Annotated in this window: 13 protein-coding genes; 8 read left to right on the plus strand and 5 right to left on the minus strand. The window is 72.2% G+C overall.

Going from position 1 to position 17958, the window contains the following annotated elements:
- Nucleotides 1-5 precede the first annotated feature (5 nt).
- The 3 genes from GT042_RS12635 to GT042_RS12645 all read left to right on the plus strand — a co-directional run bounded on the left by GT042_RS12635 (nucleotide 6) and on the right by GT042_RS12645 (nucleotide 2896).
- Complete coding sequence (locus GT042_RS12635; protein ID WP_237530742.1) at nucleotides 6-1019, plus strand: hypothetical protein; 1014 nt, start codon at nucleotides 6-8, stop codon at nucleotides 1017-1019.
- A gap of 224 nt (nucleotides 1020-1243) precedes the next feature.
- Nucleotides 1244-1663 (plus strand): tetratricopeptide repeat protein, encoded by a 420-nt coding sequence (locus GT042_RS12640; RefSeq protein ID WP_161308796.1) that lies wholly within the window; start codon nucleotides 1244-1246, stop codon nucleotides 1661-1663.
- Between the two features lie 630 nt (nucleotides 1664-2293).
- On the plus strand, nucleotides 2294-2896 hold the full coding sequence (locus GT042_RS12645; RefSeq protein WP_345943751.1) for a DUF4232 domain-containing protein: 603 nt from the start codon (nucleotides 2294-2296) through the stop codon (nucleotides 2894-2896).
- Nucleotides 2897-3073: 177 nt separating this feature from the next.
- On the opposite strand, the gene GT042_RS12650 is transcribed toward GT042_RS12645, so the two are convergent.
- On the minus strand, nucleotides 3074-3481 hold the full coding sequence (locus tag GT042_RS12650; protein WP_161308797.1) for a RidA family protein: 408 nt from the start codon (nucleotides 3479-3481) through the stop codon (nucleotides 3074-3076).
- A gap of 141 nt (nucleotides 3482-3622) precedes the next feature.
- On the opposite strand from GT042_RS12650, the gene GT042_RS12655 reads away from it, so the two are divergent.
- The 5 genes from GT042_RS12655 (at nucleotide 3623) to GT042_RS12675 (ending at nucleotide 14306) form a co-directional block, all read left to right on the plus strand.
- Nucleotides 3623-4024 carry a helix-turn-helix domain-containing protein gene (locus GT042_RS12655; RefSeq protein WP_161308798.1) on the plus strand — a complete coding sequence of 134 codons (402 nt, stop codon included), beginning with the start codon at nucleotides 3623-3625 and terminating at the stop codon, nucleotides 4022-4024.
- A 249-nt stretch (nucleotides 4025-4273) separates the two neighbouring features.
- Nucleotides 4274-5680: a hypothetical protein gene (locus tag GT042_RS12660; RefSeq protein WP_161308799.1), complete on the plus strand. Its 1407-nt coding sequence runs from the start codon at nucleotides 4274-4276 to the stop codon at nucleotides 5678-5680.
- A gap of 27 nt (nucleotides 5681-5707) precedes the next feature.
- Nucleotides 5708-6739 carry a MoxR family ATPase gene (locus GT042_RS12665; protein ID WP_161308800.1) on the plus strand — a complete coding sequence of 344 codons (1032 nt, stop codon included), beginning with the start codon at nucleotides 5708-5710 and terminating at the stop codon, nucleotides 6737-6739.
- Nucleotides 6739-9828 (plus strand): SAV_2336 N-terminal domain-related protein, encoded by a 3090-nt coding sequence (locus GT042_RS12670; RefSeq protein ID WP_161308801.1) that lies wholly within the window; start codon nucleotides 6739-6741, stop codon nucleotides 9826-9828. Before GT042_RS12665 ends, GT042_RS12670 begins: the two co-directional genes overlap by 1 nt.
- Complete coding sequence (locus GT042_RS12675) at nucleotides 9825-14306, plus strand: AAA family ATPase (RefSeq protein ID WP_161308802.1); 4482 nt, start codon at nucleotides 9825-9827, stop codon at nucleotides 14304-14306. Before GT042_RS12670 ends, GT042_RS12675 begins: the two co-directional genes overlap by 4 nt.
- Before the next feature lie 44 nt (nucleotides 14307-14350).
- Here GT042_RS12675 and GT042_RS12680 read toward each other — a convergent pair whose 3' ends face one another.
- The 4 genes from GT042_RS12680 to GT042_RS12695 form a co-directional block, all read right to left on the minus strand.
- A complete protein-coding gene (locus tag GT042_RS12680; RefSeq protein WP_161308803.1) occupies nucleotides 14351-15175 on the minus strand; it encodes a hypothetical protein in 825 nt (274 codons plus the stop codon).
- A 148-nt stretch (nucleotides 15176-15323) separates the two neighbouring features.
- A complete protein-coding gene (locus GT042_RS12685; RefSeq protein ID WP_345943752.1) occupies nucleotides 15324-16214 on the minus strand; it encodes a hypothetical protein in 891 nt (296 codons plus the stop codon).
- Entirely contained in the window at nucleotides 16211-17575 is a 1365-nt protein-coding gene (locus GT042_RS39025; protein WP_161308805.1) for a CHAT domain-containing protein, read from the minus strand. Before GT042_RS39025 ends, GT042_RS12685 begins: the two co-directional genes overlap by 4 nt.
- Before the next feature lie 3 nt (nucleotides 17576-17578).
- Nucleotides 17579-17958, minus strand: a 380-nt coding sequence (locus GT042_RS12695) for a hypothetical protein (protein ID WP_237530744.1), incomplete at its 5' end; no start/stop codon positions are given.

The following is a 17958-nucleotide window of genomic DNA, read 5'->3' on the forward strand; positions in this document are numbered from 1 at the left end:
TGATCGTGGTCACCGAGGCCGGAATCAGCGACCGGGACGCGGCCCGTACCGTTCTGACGCGGCTGCGTCAGGAGCATCCCGAGATCGCGATCGTCTGGGCCGATTCTGCCTACACCGGCCAGTTCCGCGGAAAGAGCCGTTTCTGTCACTCTGGATGCCAGGGCGAGTACGTGCTCGGCAGCCGCCGGGGAATCGACGGGGGACAGCAGATGCCAGGCTTTTTGGGGGACTTACCGACTTTCTGGGCCTTCGCGCTGGTTTGGGTGGGGGGCTTCACGATCTTCATGGCGTGGTCACTGGTCCGCCTCCGTTACGTGCTGCGGCGCGACCGGCGGGCCGTCGGACGCTTCTTCGAGACGGGTGCCGCCAAGCCCGTCCTCGCCATGTATCACCTTGAGGGAGAACGGGCCGCCACGCAGGCCGGGATGCTGCTGCTCTCCGCAGGTCACCGCTCCGTCCGCCGCCGGCGCCGGCCGATCAGGGAGACACGGCCGGAAACGCATCCTCTGCTGGCGTCTCTGCGCGCGGCCGTTGACGACGCAGGGGAGAGCGGCACCCTGGAGGAGGTGAGAGCCTCGCCCCGCTTCCCGGCTTTCAGCTCCGAGTTGCGGCGGACGGCAGAGCGTACCCTCCCCACTCGCCGGACGGGCGACGTGCCCGGCGCGAGGGAAGGGTGGGCCGCGGTGTGCGGTCTGTCCGCCGTCCTTGTCCTGGGCATCGGCTTCTACACCCGTGAGCCGGACGCGGACGGGGTCTGGTTCATGATCGCCCTGGCCGTGCATGTGCCGGTGGCGGCCTGGCTCGCGAAGGCGGACGGGCTTCAACGACCAGAGCGGTGGCCCGAGTTCGACGTGCTGTGCGCACGCTGCCTCGCCGAGGCCGGGGTGCGCCTCCCGGAGCCGCCGCGGGTCGCCGGTACGGGCTCCGCCCCTGCCTCCGGCCGGGCCGTCGACGGCGGTGTCGGCGCCTCCAGTTCGTGCGGCGGTGGCTGCGGTGGTGGCTGCGGCGGTGGTGTATGAGCCGGTCACGGCGTACCTTCCGCACCTGACGGGCCGGGCGGCGCGTCCGGAACTGGCGGCAGCCGAGGCGGTGGGAGTGGCCGGGCGTGTTCCGCGATGTCGCGTACCTCACCGAGAAGTTGGGCCGCTAGCACCCCGATACGCTCTGTGCTCGCTGGTGGGTGTCCCATTGGCTCAGGGACGAAGACCGGCACACCGACGTCCTGAGACTCGCCGAAGCCGAAGTGGCCGACCGAACCGCGGAGTTCGGGGAGGACGACCCCGGCACCTTACGGTCGCGCGGTTCGCTCGCCTCCGCTCTGCGCGGGGCCGGTGATCTGGACGGGGCCGTAGCCGTGCCGCGGGCCGTCGCGGCTGACTCCGTCCGGGCGCTGGGCCCCGACCACCCCGACACACGCAGCCGCGGGCCGACATCGCCCGGTATCCCGCCGAGAACGGGAACCCGGCAGGAGACGCAAACCCGTTCGTTCCGCTACCAACTGTTCGTCGGCAGCGAGTTCCCGGAAGCGCTCGACCTGCCGGACGAGGAGATCGCCGACGAGGCGGGGGCGGTCTACGGCATCGACGAGTTCACCGGCGACCACACCATGAAGCACCTACGGGAGTGGCGCGGGCGGCTGCTCGCCAAGGCGGCCACCGGGTAGCTCCGGCCGGCCCCAGACGAGTGCCGGGCGTAGAGGCGTGTGCCGACCGAAGCGCATGGCCTGGGCGCCGGCCGTACCCGGTCGCCCAGGCTGTACGACCCATGACGGCACCCCTGTGAGGGACCCCGATCGTCACGGCTTCCCTCACAGGGGTGTTCGTATGAGCGACGCCTTCCCCGGACGCCATCCATCCGTTGGTTGCACGGGGACACCGTCGAATTCCCCCGGCATGCTTGCCATGATCGGCAACCCAGGATTTCCGTCTCGGGAACTGGGTCGCTGCGACGGATGCGGAGAACTCGTTCGCCGACACGGCCACAACGCACCCGTCGCATGCGCACCGTGCCGACACCCGCCACGAGCCGTACGGAGCGCCAGCCGCGTACGGCCTGAGCCCTTCAACACCCTGGGCCTGCCGCGTACGCCCCAGGCCGGCCCGGGGGAGTCCGAGTTGTCGGCGGGCCTGGTGGACAGCGGCACGTTGGTGTGCGGTCGTCGGCTCGGGGCCGTTCGCCGTCAGCTCCCCGTCCCAGGAGCCGTCCCAGAGTGTCGTCGTCAGGGCTGGTCAGCGACCGTTCCGGCGTTCCAGCGTCCCGGAATGCCTGTTCTCCATGGCGGGTGGGACCGCTCGTGGAACAGGCTGAGGCCGTCCGAGCGAACCGCTGGACGACCTACTTCCACACCCTGGAGAAGCTGATGCGTTCACACCTCGCCACCCGCCCCGCACGCCTCGCCCTGGCCGCGGTCGCGGCCGTGGCGCTCACCGCCACCGCCATCACCGGTTCCGCTTCCGCTGCCACCGCAGGCAGTGACAGGGACAGCAGCAACGTGCGGAACTGCGGCACCAACGACCTCTCCTTCACGATCAGCTCGAGGACGCAGGCGGGCGGTTACCTCCTGGTCACCGCCAAGGCCAAGTCCGGCGTCACCTGCCACCTTGAGGGCATCCTGCCCACCGCTTTCTTCGGCTCCAGCCGTGACAGCCATGTGTCGCCCGCCCAGCATGCCGTCAGCGAGGGCGTCACCCTCTCCGGCTCCACCGCCGCCTACGCCGGTATCAACCCCAAGACCACGAACGACGAGAACGGCATCCAGTTCGGCCAGCTCTTTCTCTCCGTCGCGGGCGACGAGGACAACACCGTCACTCTCACGCTCCCCCGCACCGTTACGGTCGACCGGCCCATCGCCACCAACTGGCAGGCCGACCCTGCCGACGCCGTCCCGTTCGGCTGATCCCCACACCAGGGCCGCCGCCGTAGTGCGGCGGCCCTGCCGGTGGTACGCCGACCGCGAACCGTGCCGGAACGCCATCCGCCCCGCTCGGCGCCGCGCTGTCCGCCGTGACGGCCCCACGGCCGACACCCGAAGACTGGCCGGTACTTCGGTGCTCAACGGACGAAGGGCATCCGTTCAGTCGAGGATCGCGGTGGCTTCGATCTCGACCAGATGGTCGGGGATGTCCAGGGCCGCGACACCCAGCAGCGTGGCCGGCGGGACCGGGGTGATTCCCAGCTCCGCGGCCGCCCGGGAGATTCCCTCCAGCAGCGACGGCATTTTGTCGGGGGTCCAGTCGACGACGTAGAAGGTCAGTTTCGCCACGTCGTGGAAGGAACCGCCGGCCTCGGCCAGGGCGGTGCCGATGTTGAGGTAGCACTGCTCGACCTGCGCGGCGAGGTCGCCTTCGCCGACCGTGGTCCCCTCGGCGTCCCAGGCGACCTGGCCGGCGACGAAGACCAGCTTCGACCCGGTCGCGATCGACACCTGCCGGTAGACATCGATCTTGGGTAATCCACTCGGGTTTACCAGCTGGATGGCCATGCTGCCTGACTCCTTGTCCTGAGCGCCTGGTGGTTCGTGTCCACCCGACCAAGGCGTTTTGGTCTCTTGTGGTTACTTGGGAACTGTAAGAGAGTGGCTGCTGACGTGGAAGAACGCACTTTCCAGTGACCGGGGAACCCCATGGTGACCAAGCAGTTCAAGGGTCTGTCCGAGGAGGCAGACCTCAGACGCGCGGACTCACTGGCGCGAGAGATCTTCTCCGACATCGCCAACAAGTGGGCGTTCCTGATCATCGAGACTCTCGGTGAACGCACCCTGCGCTTCAGCGAACTGCGGAACGAGATCGAGGGCATCAGCCACAAGATGCTCACCCAGAACCTGCGCATGCTTGAGCGCAACGGCCTGGTCGAGAGAAACGTGCACCCCACAGTCCCGCCCCGGGTCGAATACACCCTCACCGAGCCGGGCCAAGGCCTACGCGCAACCGTCGAGGGAATGTGCGACTGGACGCACCGCTACTTCGAGAGCATCGAGACCGCCCGCCACCGCTTCGACGGCCGACGGCCGACGCCTGACGCCTGACGGCTGATCATGATCCACGGCTGTAGTACCAGAGGTCCTTCACGCTCGTGAGTGACGCGTGTCAGTGGGCTCGTGTCGGGCCGCAGGGCCCGAGGCACGAGTCCTGCGAAGTTCTGGATACCGCGGGGCCCCACTCCGTACGCTGGCCTGGCAGTCGTCCTTCTCCGCACCCGAGGCCCCAACACCCGGCGGACCTCCCGACCTACCTGGAGGCGTGATGTCGGAGGCCGGCTCCCTCGTGGGGCGCTCTTGAGCGACAGTCCGTACGACGTCCTGGACGAGATGGCCGGCATCGTCGCCCGGCTCGACGGCTTCCAGGACGAGCAGACCCGCCTCGTGATCCTGGACGAACTGGCCTCGGAGACCCGCGTGCGGCCCCTGGTCACCGGACACGGAGCCGCCGAGCAGGCCCGGTCCCTGTTACGCGGCTGCCTCGGGCAGCCGGGCGGTATGCCCGCCCTGGTCAAGCTGCTCCACGACTTCCACGGCGACAGCGCCGCCCTGGACCGGCTCCGCGAACTGGCCGCGCGCCCATGGCGGTTCCTGCTCGACGGCGACGAGTGGCCGCGACTCCGGCGGATCCTGCGCCGCTGGGAGGGGAGGGGCTGGCGGTCCGCCTTCATGGAGGCGGCCGGACCGGCGGCCGTACTACCGCCCAAGAATCTCCTGGAAGCCGCGGAACTGCTGGAGGACCTGGGAGGGGCGGCGCACGGCACCCCCCCGCTCGTCGACTTCGTACTGATTCTCGCCGACCGGTCCGACGGCTACGAGCGGGAGCAGGCGCTGGACTGGGCGGGCGCGGTGGCCGTACGCCTCGGGGTTCCGGTCCTCCTGTACCGTCGCCCGCCCGTCGCCGTGCGGGAAGAGGTCTTTCTTGTCCTGCGGCTCCAGCCCTACCTGCCCGAACGGCCGGACTTCCTGCTGTCGGTGTGGCTGGGATACGGAGGGGAGCGATGGATCCCGCTCGTCCACGAGGACCAACCGCAGCGCATCGAGCGGATCGCCGCCCGCATGGGCGAATTCCTGCGTACGGCACAGGAGTACGCCGACACCGGGCCGGCCCGCGTCGAGTTCATGCTGCCCGGCGAACTCATGAATCTGCCGGTGGACCAGTGGCTGGTACGGCTGACCGACACCGGCCCCGGACGACCGCTGGGATCGGTGTGCCCCGTGGTCGTCCGGGACCAGGAGCGCACCCGCGATCCCGAGGCCCGCTCGGCGTGGAGGCGGAAGTGGCAGCGGCTGCGCGACGACGAACCGGCGACGAGATCCTCTGTCCTGTGGCTGGACGCCGCCGCACCCGTGGGCCACGGGGCACTCATGGATCAACTGGATCCGGCCCTGGCCGTGTTGGTCACCGGCGGCGCCCAACGGGACGCGCCGGACGCCGGTTTGGCCGAGCCGGTGAAGCTCGCGCTGCGATCCGGCGTGCCGGTGATGATGTGGGACAGGAGAAACGCCGACGGCCGTGAATTCCGTTCCGTCGCCTCCCACTTGCTCAGCGAGGGTGGAGTCGGCGGGCTTCCCCGCACCGTCCTGGCCCTGCGCAGATCCGCGATGACGGCCCACCACGACCATCCGGGCGCGCATCTCACTCTCTTCTGGGACGATCCCGACCACTCACCGATTCGTACGAGGGATTTCCGGTCCCTCTGAGGAGCCGGAAACGAAGGGCTGGAAGCAGTGAGCACACCATATGGATCCCGGGACTGGCGGGTCTACCGGGGCGTCGGAGAGCCGCACGACGGCATCGACCGGCTGCCCGCGCCCCCGCCGTGGCGTGCCCCGCAGGGCGCCTGGCCGGACCCGCCGACCAGAGGCCGCGGGGCCGTCTACCAGGTGACACCGGAGATCGTCGAAACGGTCAACGCCGCGCTGTACCTGCGACGCCCCCTGCTGGTCACCGGGCGGCCGGGCTCCGGCAAGTCGTCGCTGGCCTACCACGTGGCCCACGAACTGGATCTCGGCCAGGTCCTGGCCTGGCCCGTGACCAGCCGCTCCACTCTCCGGGACGGGCTCTACACGTACGACGCGATCGGCCGGCTCCAGGACGCGAGTCTGCGCGCCGGGTCCTCCGTCCCGCGTCCGATCCCCGACGCGGACGGCCGGTACGCCTCCGCCCCGCCCGACCCGTCGGCCCCGTCCGCCCCCGACATCGGCCGGTATCTGCGGCTCGGCCCACTCGGTACGGCCCTGTTGCCGCGGAGTCAGCCCCGTGTGCTGCTGATCGACGAGATCGACAAGAGCGATCCCGACCTGCCGAACGACCTGCTGAACGTGTTCGAGGAGGGCCAGTTCGAGATTCCCGAACTGGCCCGCCTCGATCAGCCGGAGGCGCGGGTCGAGGTCTACGACAACGGTCCCTCCGCGCGGATCCGCCAGGGGAGGGTCCACTCCGACGCGTTCCCCTTCACCGTGCTGACCAGCAACGGGGAGCGGGAGTTCCCGCCCGCGTTCCTGCGCCGCTGCCTGCGTCTGGACCTTCCGCAGCCGAGCGGCGACCAACTGCTCCGCATCGTCGAGGCGCACCTCGGGCGGGAGGCCGTGACGCGGGGCGCCGAACTGATCGAGGCGTTCTCGGAGCGCAGGGACCGCGTGCAACTGTCCACCGACCAGTTGCTCAACGCGATCTTCCTGCTGTTGAACGGCGCGTCGGCGGAGCGGCGCGAGAGGCTGCTGGACACCGTACTGAGGCCCCTGGACCAAGGTTTCTGATGCCCGACGACGTCACCGCGAGACCGGTGCATCCGGACGCCGAGCCACCACTCGACTGGTGGCAGCTGGCGGACGCCCTGTGGCTCGCCGCGTTCCTGCCGCCGGACGGCCCCGGCGCGGCCGACGACCAGGAGCCGGACCCGGACGGCGACCTGCGCGGTCTCTTCCCCACCGCCACGTCTCGCGGGGACGCCGGGGAGGGACCGGTCCCCGCCGAGGCCGTCCACGGGGCGCGGCCGTCGGACGACCACCCGCATCCGCCCCCGCCCCGGTCGGAGCTCTCGCTGCCAGGGGGGCCCGGCGGAGGCCGGAGCGGGGCCCCGGTCCGTGTCCCCACCGCGCCCGCGCTCCCCAACGCCCTGGGACTGACACGCGCCCTGCGCCCACTGAGGGGGCCCGATCCGTCCCCGCGGTTCGCGGCGAGGCGCCGGCTCGAGCTGGACGAGGAGGCCACGGTGGAGAACATCGCGGGAACCGGACTGTGGCTGCCGGTCCTGGGGCCCGCTCCGGCCCGGTGGCTGGACCTCGCGCTGGTGGTCGACGACAGCGTGTCGATGGTGGTGTGGGACCGCGCCGTGAAAGAGTTCCGCTCCCTCCTTGAGAACGCCGGGGCCTTCCGGTCGGTCCAGCAATGGACGCTGCCCACCGAGGAGTTCGGATCCGGCGGCGTCGTCCTGCGCGCCGGTGGCGGGTCCGCAGCGGGAGGCGGCGACCGCAGTCCCCTGGAACTCGTCGACCCGACCGGCCGGCGCGTGGTGCTTGTCGTCTCGGACTGCATCAGCCCCTCGTGGTCCGACGGCACCCTCGCCCGGCTGCTCCGCCTGTGGGGACGGAGCGGGCCGGTCGCCATCGTCCAGCCGCTGCCCCGGCGGATGTGGGAGAGGACCCGGATGGATCTGCGCTCGGTGCGACTGCGTTCGTCGGGCCCCGGCACCCCCAACGGCCGGCTGCGCATGCGGTCCCTGCGGGACGACGGGTCCCCACCGGACGGCCTTCCCGTACCGATGCTGGAGCTGGACCCGCGCTTTCTCGGTCCGTGGGCCTCGCTGACCAGTGGGGAGATCACGGAACTGCCCGCCTGGGTCGCGCTGGTCGATCCGCAACTCCCGCCGCACCCGCGGCCGGACGACGGCTCCGGCGCCGATCCTCCTGGCGACCTCTCCCCGGCCGAGACGGTCGCACAGTTCCGGAGCACGGCCAGCCCGGACGCGTACCGGCTCGCCCTCTACCTCTCCGCCGCGCCGCTGAGCATGCCCGTCATGCGCCTGGTGCAGGCCGCCCTGGTGAGCGATCCGCGCCCCAGCCAGCTCGCGGAGGTCCTGCTCGGCGGACTGCTCACCCGGTCCGCCGACAGCGAGGGAGCCCGGGGCGACGACGTCATGCTGGAGTTCCGTGAGGGGATTCGCGACGAGCTGCTCCTCGGGATCGGGGGGACGACCGCGATTCGTGTGCTGGAGATCGTCTCCCGCCACGTCTCCGAGCGGTCCGGATCCCGCGTCGACTTCGCCGCAGTGCTCAGCGGCGACATCACGGCCGTCGCCCGGCTGCGGGAGGAACGGCCGTTCGCGCTGGTGTCGGCCCAGGTACTGCGCCGGCTGAGCGGTACGTACGAGGAGATCGCCGCCGGTCTGGAGCGCTCCGGCGGGGCGGTGGCGGTCCCCTCCGTGGAGGCTCCGGCCGAGACACGGCTGGTGCTCGGCAGCCCGCCGCCCCGCGCGGTGGAACTGTTCGGCCGCGAGAAGCAGCTCCAAGAGCTGCGCGCGGCCCTGGGAAGCGGTGCGAAGCCGCAGGTCCTGGTCGCGGCGGAGGGCAGCGGAGCCACGGCACTGGCGGTCGAGTACCTGCACGAACACGCGGACGCGTACGAGGTCGTGCTGTGGCTGTCCGCCGACCGTCCGGCCGCAGCCGGTCCCGGTCCGGCCCAGCTGTCCGAGGAGATACGGCGCCGCGCGGACGAGGGCGGCGCCGTGCCGTCGTGGCTGGTGGTCCTCGACGGCGCCCGGGCCCGGGACGGGCTGCCCCCGTTGCCGGACGGACCGGGCGCGATCCTGGTGACCTCGGCCGACAGCGACTGGCCCGAGGAGTTCACCGTGCACCGCCTTCCTGGCCTGGCCCGGGGAAAAGGGATCCGGCTGGTGCGCCGGATCGCGCCGGACCTGGCCCCTTCGCAGGCCGGGCGGCTGGCGACACGCCTGGACGATGTGCCGCTCGCCCTGGAGCTGGCGGCGACGTTCCTGTCCGTCAGCGGTACGCCGCTGCCCGCGTATCTCGACGCGCTCGGACCGGGCACCGGGCCGGCCGTTTCACGGAGCCCGGACCCGACGTCGAGTTCGGTCCCGGAAGGGGACCTGGCCGCGCGACCGGCGCGGGATCCGGCCGCGGGACCGGCGCGGGATCCGGCCGCCGAGGTGTGCCGGCTCGCCGTGGACCGGGTCGTCAAGGACATGCCGTCGGCGCGGGGCGTCCTCGATCTGCTCGCCGTCCTCGCCCCCGGGCCGGTACCGCGCTCCCTCCTGACCGGCGTCGTACCGCCGGTCGGGTCCACGTCCGACCCGGTGGCGGCTCCCGTAATCGACCTGCTGCGGCGTTACGCGCTGCTACGGATCCACGCGCCCGCCGACGAACTGGCACACACCCCCGCCGTCCTGCGGCGCGTCTGCCGCGAGCGGATGACGGACGACGAACTGGCCACCGCCCGGCGGACGGTACGGGCCCGACTGGTGCTGCACGCCGGCCCGGGCCTGGCGGCGAAACCCGCGGCCTGGCCCCGCCTCGCCGCTCTGACACGTCATCTGGACCCGGTGGGGGCGCTGGGCGACAAGGACCCCGAGGTACGGCGGCTCGTACTCGGCCAGGTCCGCTTCCTGCGCGCGTGCGGGGACACGGCAGGCAGCCGGGCCCTCGGGGCTTTGGCGCTGCGGCGGCTGGCGAGCCGCGCCGGTGCCGGACACCACGGGGTGGCGGAACTGGCGTCACTCGCCGCGGACGTCCTGGCGGATCTCGGTGAGCACACCGAGGCCGCGCGGTTGCGGGAGGACACCGAGGGCTGGTTGAGGGACCTCCCGGCGGAGGAGCCCGCCGGCTCATGACGTCCACCACCGGGGAGCCGTCCGGGACCGTTGCCGGCGCGAGGGACCCCTCCGCCACCCCTCCGCCGACCCGCCGCAGGGCACTGAGCATCGGTGTCTCCTGGTTCTCCCCGCATCCCGACCACGGCCTGGAGGGCGAGGGCCCCGACCCGCTCGTCTTCGCCAACGACCGGGTGGCGGCGCTGAAGAAGGCACTGGAGCACGAGGACTTCGGCTACGAGTGCACCACCCTCACCGGCACCCACGAGCGGCGGGAGCCGACCGCCGAACAGCTCGGCGCGGCCGTCCACTCCGCCCTGACCGGGTCGTCCGCCGACGAGGTGCTGATCGTGCACGTCCTCAGCCACGGAGTGCCCAGGACCACCGGTCTCTACGCCCTGGGGGCGGACAGCGAGCATCTGCCCGCGACAGCGGTGACCGCCTGGCTCTCGGCGGTGGAGGACTTCCCCCGCCGGGCGCGGGTGCTCTTCCTGCTCGACCTGTGCCATGCGGGGCAGGCGGCCCGGCTGGACTGGCAGACACGGGACATGGACGGCACGAACCGCGCCTGGGTGGTGGCGGCCGCGGCGGGCGAGGAACTGGCCGTCGACGGACTGTTCACCCAGGCGGTCGCCGAGACGCTGGACCGCATGAGGGCGAAGGACATCGAATTCGACCGGAGCCGCCCCTTCGTGGACTTCGTCTGGTTCGTCGACCGTGTCCGCGAGCGCCTGGCGGAACTCGCCCGGGCACGCGGGGGCATGACCCAGCGGGCCACCGCCAGCGCCCTGGACACGGCCGGCCCCGAACTGCCCTTCCTGCCCAACCCCTGCTACGACCCCAGCCCGCTGAATCTGGCCCGCAGCGAGATCACGGCACAACTCGGCGGCGAGATCGGCTCCTTCCTCGACGAGGTCGCCGATCCGGCGCACTTCCGGCGGCACGCCCAGGGCGGCGCGGGTTTCCCCGAACTGCCGGAAGCCGACGGCACCCGGGGGCTGTTCACCGGGCGCGGCCCGGAACTCGAAGAGTTGGCGAACTGGCTGGAGGCGGTGGACGGTTCGAGACTCCGGATGGTCACCGGCAGTGCCGGGGTGGGCAAGTCGGCCCTGTTAGGCGTCCTGTTGTGCGCCGCGCACCCCGAACTCCGCGAGCGCACGGGCCCGGTGTGGCAGCCGCTCGGCCGGTCCCTCGTCATGAGCGCGGCACTGGCCGCGGTCCACGCCCGCCAGCGGACCCTCCAGGAGATCGTCGGCTCGACGGCCCGCCAACTCCGCCTCAGCCTGGGCGACACGGGCGCGGGCACCGGGGCCGGCACCGACGCGGCGGACGACTGGAACGCCCAGCGGCTGGTCGACGCCCTCCGCCGGCTGACCGGGCCGCCCCCGGTCGTGCTCATCGACGCGCTGGACGAGACACGGAACCCGACGGAGACGGTACGGGCCCTGCTCCAGCCTCTCCTCTCCGCGGTCAGGCCCGACGGAGCGGCCGTCTGCCGGCTTCTGCTCGGCGCCCGTGACGAGGAGCCGTTCACGGCTCTGAACGCCCTCGCGAGGGCATCCGGGGACCTGATCGATCTGGACGACGTACGTCCCGAGGCCCTGACGGGGGATCTGCGGGAGTACATCGGGAAACTGCTCGCGGGGACCCCGCCGGATCCCGGCCCCGTCGGCGACTCCCCCGACCCCGCCGCAGACCCCGTGGGTGAGTTCGCCTCCGCCACCGCCCGGGCGCTGGCCGGCGGACAGGAGGCGACCGGCCCGTACCTGATGGCCGCGCTCTACGCGTCGTACGCGCTCCAGGACGACGTACGCCACCTGCTCACGGACCCGGGGACGGCGCGGGACCTGGGGGCGCGGGTCCCCCTGACCCTGCCCGGCATCCTCGACCTGAGCTTCGCCAGGGACCACGCCCATCAGCTCCTGCGCCCGGTGCTGACGGCCCTGGCCTTCACCCAGGGCGACGGCATGCCGATGGGTCTTGTCGCCACCGTGGCCGGGGCGTTCTCCACCGGGCCGGACGGAGGGAGCGGCCACGCTCCCGGTGCCGGGGCCGCCAAGGTCGGTCAACTCCTCGACGAGGTCAGCGCGTTCCTCCGGGCGGTCCCTGACCGGGACGGCACCATGCTCCACCGGCTGCTCCACCAGAGTGTGGCCGACGAACTCCGGCGGGGAGCCGCCCGGGACATGACGGACCGGACCCCCGAGACCGTGGTCCACGAAGCCCTGGTCGACTCCCTCCGTGACCGCCCCGGCGGCCGGCCCCGGTGGGAGGATCTCCACGGCTACCTCCACCGCCACCTCGCCCAGCACGCCGTGGACGCCGGACGCTTCGACGAACTGTGCACCGAGCCGGAGTTCCTGGTGCACGCCGACCCCGACTGGCTGGTGCCCGAACTGCGGCACGCCCGGTCCGAGGCGGCCAAGAACGCCGAATCCGTCTACCGGACCAGCGCGCACCTGCACCGAGGGGCAGGCGCGGAACAGCGGCGGCACATCCTGGCCCTGGACGCGGTCCGCCACGAGGCGTACACCCTGGCCGACCGGCTCACCGATCCCGCCCCAGGTTCCGGGACCCCGATGCTCTGGCGGCCGTCCTGGGCCACCGGCAGCCGCATCAGCGCCGCCCACGCCTTCACCCTCCAGGTCCCCGACGACCGGGTGACCGCCCTCGCCGGCGCCTCGGCCGGCGGCGATCCCGTCGTGGTCACCGGGAGCAGGAACGGCAACCTCCGGGTCTGGGACGCCCGCAACGGACGCGAGCTCGCCGCGGCGGACCCCCGCACCGGGGAGATCCATGCCCTCACCCGTACCGAGATCGACGGCGAACCGGTCCTGCTGGTGGCCGGGGCCAACGGCGCGCTCACCCTCTGGGGCCTTCCCGGCCTTGACCCGATGGGCTTGCCGCCGACCGGTCACAAGGAGACGGTCCGGGCCATCGCCTGCGGTCAGGTGGTCGGCGTCGACGTCGCCGTCACCGGGGACGAATCCGGCCGGCTGTTGATGTCGGACCTGCGGGGCGTCCTGCCGGTGACAGAGCTGACAGTGCCGGTACGGCTCGGCCGGATCACCGCCCTCGCCCACACCGAGGACGGGGACGAGACCCTGATCGTCGCCGCCGACGAGGAGGGAACCGTTCGCGTCTGGTCGCCGGTCACCGAGGAGGAACGGGGCACGGGGATACGGCATCCACCCCGCGTGAACGCCCTGGCGTGCGCCGAGTTCCGAGGGATCCCGCACATCGTCACCGCGGGCGAGGACGGACACGTACGCGTCTGGAACGCCAGGACCCTCGCCCTCGCGGCCCGCTCCGCCGCACCGCACGACGGCCCCGTCTACGCCCTCGCCTGTGTCGCGGAATCCGACGGGGTCCGGGTGCTGAGCGGGGGCAGCGACGGCACCATCCGGAGCTGGAACCCCGAGGACACCGCGGACCTCCTGCCCGAACAGAACCGCTTCGTCGGCCACATGGGCGCGGTCACGGCCCTCGCCCGTCCAGGATCCACGCCTCCCCTCCTCGTCTCGGCCGGTACGGATCCCGCCCTGAGGGTGTGGAACGTGCCCCGCGAGCGGCAGCGCACGACCACACCGGTCGGACACACCTCCTGGGTGAACGCCCTGGCGGTCACCACGCTCGGCCACCGGCCCGCCCTCGCCTCGGCCGGCGCCGACGGCCACATCCACCGCTGGGACCTCGCGGACGGCACTCCCCTCGGCACCCCCATCAGTACCGGCGCGGGCCCCGTCCACGCGCTCGCCGCCACCACGCTCGACGACCGCCCCCTCCTCGTCTCCGCCGGTGCCGACGGTCATCTCCGCCGGTGGGACCTCGCCGACGGCACCCCGTACGGCGCCCCCGTCCGGGTCGGCGCCGGGCCCGTCCACGCGCTCGCCGCCACCACCCTCGCCGACCGGCCCCTGCTCGTCTCCGGGGGAGCCGACGGACTGGTCCGCTGCTGGGACGTCACACACACGCGCCGCCGAGGTCTTTCCCTGGAGGGCCACCGGGGCGGGGTCAACGCCGTGGCCTGTGTCGAGGTCGGTGCGCGCCCCACCGCCGTCTCCTGCGGGGACGACGGCACCCTCCGTGTGTGGGACCTGGAAACGGGACTCCCGGGACGCGCGCCCGTCCAGGCGCACCGGGGGTGGGCGACCGCGCTCGCCTGCGCCGTCGTGGACGGTGTCGCCCTCGCCGTGACGGGCGGTCAGGACGGCACCGTACGGGTATGGGACCTGACGACCGGCGCCCCGCTGACCGGCCCGCTGGAAGCATCGGTGGGGGTCAACGCTGTGGCCTGCGGGACGGTACGGGGGACAGCGGTCGTCGTTGCCGCGGACGACGCCGCCGTCCGGGTGTGGGACCTCGCCTCCGGCCGGCCGCGCGAGAACATCGGGGTTCCCGGAACCGTCCCCGCCCTGCTCCTCCATGGCGATCAACTCGCCCTGGGCTGCGAGTGGGAGGTGGTCGTCCTACGCCGGACCCGTGACGCGGAAGGCTGACCCGCCCCGCCCCGCGACCCCCGTGCCACGGAAGGCGGACCGTGTCAGTCCTCGCCCAGGACCGCCGCGAGTTCCCTGCCGACCTCGGGGCGCGCCAGGTACCGGGTCGCCTTGTGCGAGGCGACCAGGCCCAGGGAGACCTCGTGATGGGCGTCGATGCCGGGAAACAGTCCGGGCAGATCACGCGGTACGGCCACGATGTCGCCGATGTCCGCGAGGTTGACCCAGCGCCGTACACCCGGCGGACGTGCGCCCTTGGCACCCTCGTTGCCCTCACCCAGCGACAACCGCTCGAAGATGACCTGCGGCATCCCGAGCGGGGATCCCAGGGTGATCAGCAGATCGAGGTCCACCGGCCGGTGCCACAGGGCCTCGTACGCGACCACCGAGCCCAGCGAATGCGCGATGACCACGCGGGGGCGTCGCTCCGCCAGCACCCGCCGCACCTCTTCGCGCACCGCCGCGCGACGCGGGGAGTCCGGGTCGGCGACGTACGTGTGGACCTCACGACAGAACACCACGGCGAACGCCTTGGCCGCCGGGCCGAACCGGGCGGCGAGCCAGGCCCCTGCCTGCCGTACGGGAAGAGTGCCGGGCCCCATCGTGACCTCCGCGGGCGCGCCCAGTGCCGCGACCCAGTCCACGAAGAGCCGCTGTCCGCCCGCCGGCAGCCGCTCCGGGTCGTCTCCTCCCTGCGCCGTTCCGAGATGCAGCAGTTGGGAGTAGTAGGCGGCGGCGACGTCGGTGCTGGTGAACGGAACGCCGAGAGCCGCGGCCCACTCGGTGGCGAGCGCCTCGGCGGCGAGGGGCGCGGTGCCGCCCGCCGCGAAGTAGGGATAACAACGGATGCCATGAATTGCGACGATCACCACGCCCCCTGACAGGAAGTCCGGCCGATCCGCCGTCCGGAAAGTGTAGGGCGTGGTGGTCGGTCCGCGACAGTTCGGCGTGCTCCTGCTCGGGCCCGATGTGGTGTTCGAGTGCCGACGTGCTGGGCGGCCGTCGGCGGCGGCACCGTCAGCGGGACAGTCCCGCCAGACTCAGCAGCAGGTGGGCCGACTCGGGGTGGTCGAAGTCGGAGTGGGCTCCGGCGGGGGCCAGGTGGGTCCGGCCGCTGCCGCGGAAGCGCATGCTGGCGTCCACGTTGACAAGCCGGTGATCCAGTGCCGACAGCCGGTACGGCTCGTGCACCGGCAGCAGTCGCGTGTGGAACTGGGGGACCGGTGCCGCGCCGGCTCCGGAGTGGCCGATGCCGGCGGAGCCCTCCGCGCGCAGATGCCAGAAGCCGGTCGCCCGGTCCCAGCGGGAGTGGGTCAGTACCAGCGGTCCGCGCAGCGGAGCACGGGACTTCCCGCCGGACGGGAACAGCGAGGGGAAGAGGCGGTCGAACGCGTCGCGGGGGGCCGCCATCTGGAAGATGAGCATGCTGTCCACGGTGAAGGGGCGTCCGTACGGCGCGGGCGAACTCCACCCCAGGACCCGCGGCGCGTCCGGCGTCGCTGCCCACTGCACGGCCTCGCACAGGAAACGGCCGCCGAACGAGTGGCCCACGAGATGGAGATACTGGCCGTCGCGGTTGGCGAGGACCGGGGCAGCCGCCGGGTCGGGGCGCCGCGCGTTCAGGTAGCCCAGAAGGTGGGCGAGAACGTGGGGCGCGTGGCCCTGGGCGGGCGCGCTCATCGCGTGGGCGCGATCACGGATACGGCGGTAGCCGCCCAGCGAGGGGAGGCTGGACGACGGCCAGCGCACGACCACGACCGCCGGCCGGTACCCCCGGGCCAGCTGCGGATAGCGGTCCGGACGAGCGGCGAGCAGTCCCCGGGCCCGGGTGAGCAGGGCTGTCGCGCGACGGTGCGCGGCCGGTGGCGCGGTTTGCCAGCCATGTACGTAGACGTAGAGGTCCGTCACCCGGTCCGGGGTGCGGACGTGCTCCGCGAGGTGCTCGGCGATCCGGTTGCCTGGGACGGTACGACGACCGTCGGGCGAACTGAGCCGTCCTCGTTCGTCGAGGTCAACGGTGATGACGTGCACGGTCGGATCTCCAAGAGGCTGTCGATGCCGCAGAACAGCAGGTAGGCCAGGGCCAGTGGGTTGTGCAGTTCGTCGAGGAAGTGGCGGACCAGGGCGCGGCAGATCTCTCCGGCGGTCTGCGCTCCCGTCAGATAGCGGTCGAGGAAGGCGTGCGCGTACTCCGAGGCGAAGATCTGGGGGATCTCGATCTGCGGGCCCAGCACCCCGGCCGCACCGTGCTCGACGAAGGCCCTGCCGAGGTACTCCAGCTCGGCCGTCGCCGTCGGCACCCCCGCGTGGCAGGCGTTGAGCAGCACGAACGGACGGAACACCGAATCCCCCGAGGCGCGGAACTCCTCGCGCTGCTGGTGGACCAGATCCGCGTCGATGACCTTGTTGTCCGAGAGCCGGACTCCCACGGTGCGGTGGACCCCGTACTCCTCGAAGGCGCCGTGGCACCAGAAGTACATCAGGTCCTCGTCGAATTCCGCGTCCGAGAGCGACTTGAGCAGATCGTCCGCGTGGGTGCGCACCGTCAACGTGGAACGCTCGCCCAGTAGTTCGGCCACCTCCTGGGAGCGGCCGACGCCGTCGAGCGCCAAGTCGGTGTTGAGGCTGGTGACCGGGAGGGGCCGGACGGCCGGGGAGTGGAAGGGTGCGTACGACGCCCCGGTCTGCTCGATCTCGTGCCGGTGGCCGAGGAACGAGGGCGTCGCCGAGTCCTCGGTCCGTACCGCGAACATCGGCCAGGGCAACGACAGGTCGGAGTCGAAGCTGATGCGCAGGCCCTCGAGGCGCAGCTCGCCGAGCAGGAACTCACGGAACCTCACCAGATCGCTGTCCGTTCCCGCGAGGATCCGGTTCAGTGTGTAGGCCCCGACCTCGGCCAGTTCTTCGATCACCGGGACGACCGTGCTCCGGAGGGATCGGAGGTCATGGGTGGCGGCGAAGGGGAACAGCGGCCCGGACGGCATCCCGTCGGCTTCCAGGGGCTGGTGGCGGACAAAATCCTGCCACCGACCGCGCAGCCGATCCGCCTGATGGCGGATGGCGGTGCCGGAGACGTGGAGGTTGGCCCGGTGGACGCGGGTGCGCGGAGCACGCTTGCCGTTGGGGAGCGCGATCATCTCGACACGGTCGTCGGCGCCGACGGACAGGACGACGGACAGGTCGAGGGGGCGCTGTCCATGGTCCTCGGGCCATTGGGTGAAGTCGTCCGAAGGGTTGTGCACGACCTCGGAGTTCAGCTCGCGGGCCATGGTTCACGGCCTCCCGAGCGGTTCCGGGACCGCGACCGGGAGCGTCGTCTCGACCACCTGCAACACCTTGCCGTGCTCGGGGGCGTACACCCGGAAGCGCAGCCGGTGCTCGCCCGCCTCCCAGGCCGTGAAGGTGAACCGCGCGGGCTCCGCGTCGTCCGTCGCCCAGGAGACGGTGGAGGGTTCCAGCGTCGCGGAGGACAGGGGCGTGGCGATCACGAGGACGGAGACCGGCGCCGACCTGTCCACGTCCGGGCCCCGAGGGTCGGTGACGGCCAGCGCGAACTCGACCGTGGTGGGCGTCCCGATGCGTACGATGTCGTCGGCCACGGTCAGCCGGGCCCGCCGAGGAGGCCGGGGCGCGGGCGCGCCGGCCGGCGCGG

Origin of the sequence: Streptomyces sp. SID3212 (assembly GCF_009865405.1) — a bacterium.
Taxonomy (GTDB): Bacteria; Actinomycetota; Actinomycetes; order Streptomycetales; family Streptomycetaceae; genus Streptomyces.

What these genes read in the sequence shown, in the direction of transcription:
- GT042_RS39025 (WP_161308805.1), bottom strand. Translation starts at nt 17,575, where the DNA reads ATGGCCCGCGAGCTGAACTCCGAGGTCGTGCACAACCCTTCGGACGAC.
- GT042_RS12675 (WP_161308802.1), top strand. Translation starts at nt 9,825, where the DNA reads ATGACGTCCACCACCGGGGAGCCGTCCGGGACCGTTGCCGGCGCGAGG.
- GT042_RS12650 (WP_161308797.1), bottom strand. Translation starts at nt 3,481, where the DNA reads ATGGCCATCCAGCTGGTAAACCCGAGTGGATTACCCAAGATCGATGTC.
- GT042_RS12670 (WP_161308801.1), top strand. Translation starts at nt 6,739, where the DNA reads ATGCCCGACGACGTCACCGCGAGACCGGTGCATCCGGACGCCGAGCCA.
- GT042_RS12655 (WP_161308798.1), top strand. Translation starts at nt 3,623, where the DNA reads ATGGTGACCAAGCAGTTCAAGGGTCTGTCCGAGGAGGCAGACCTCAGA.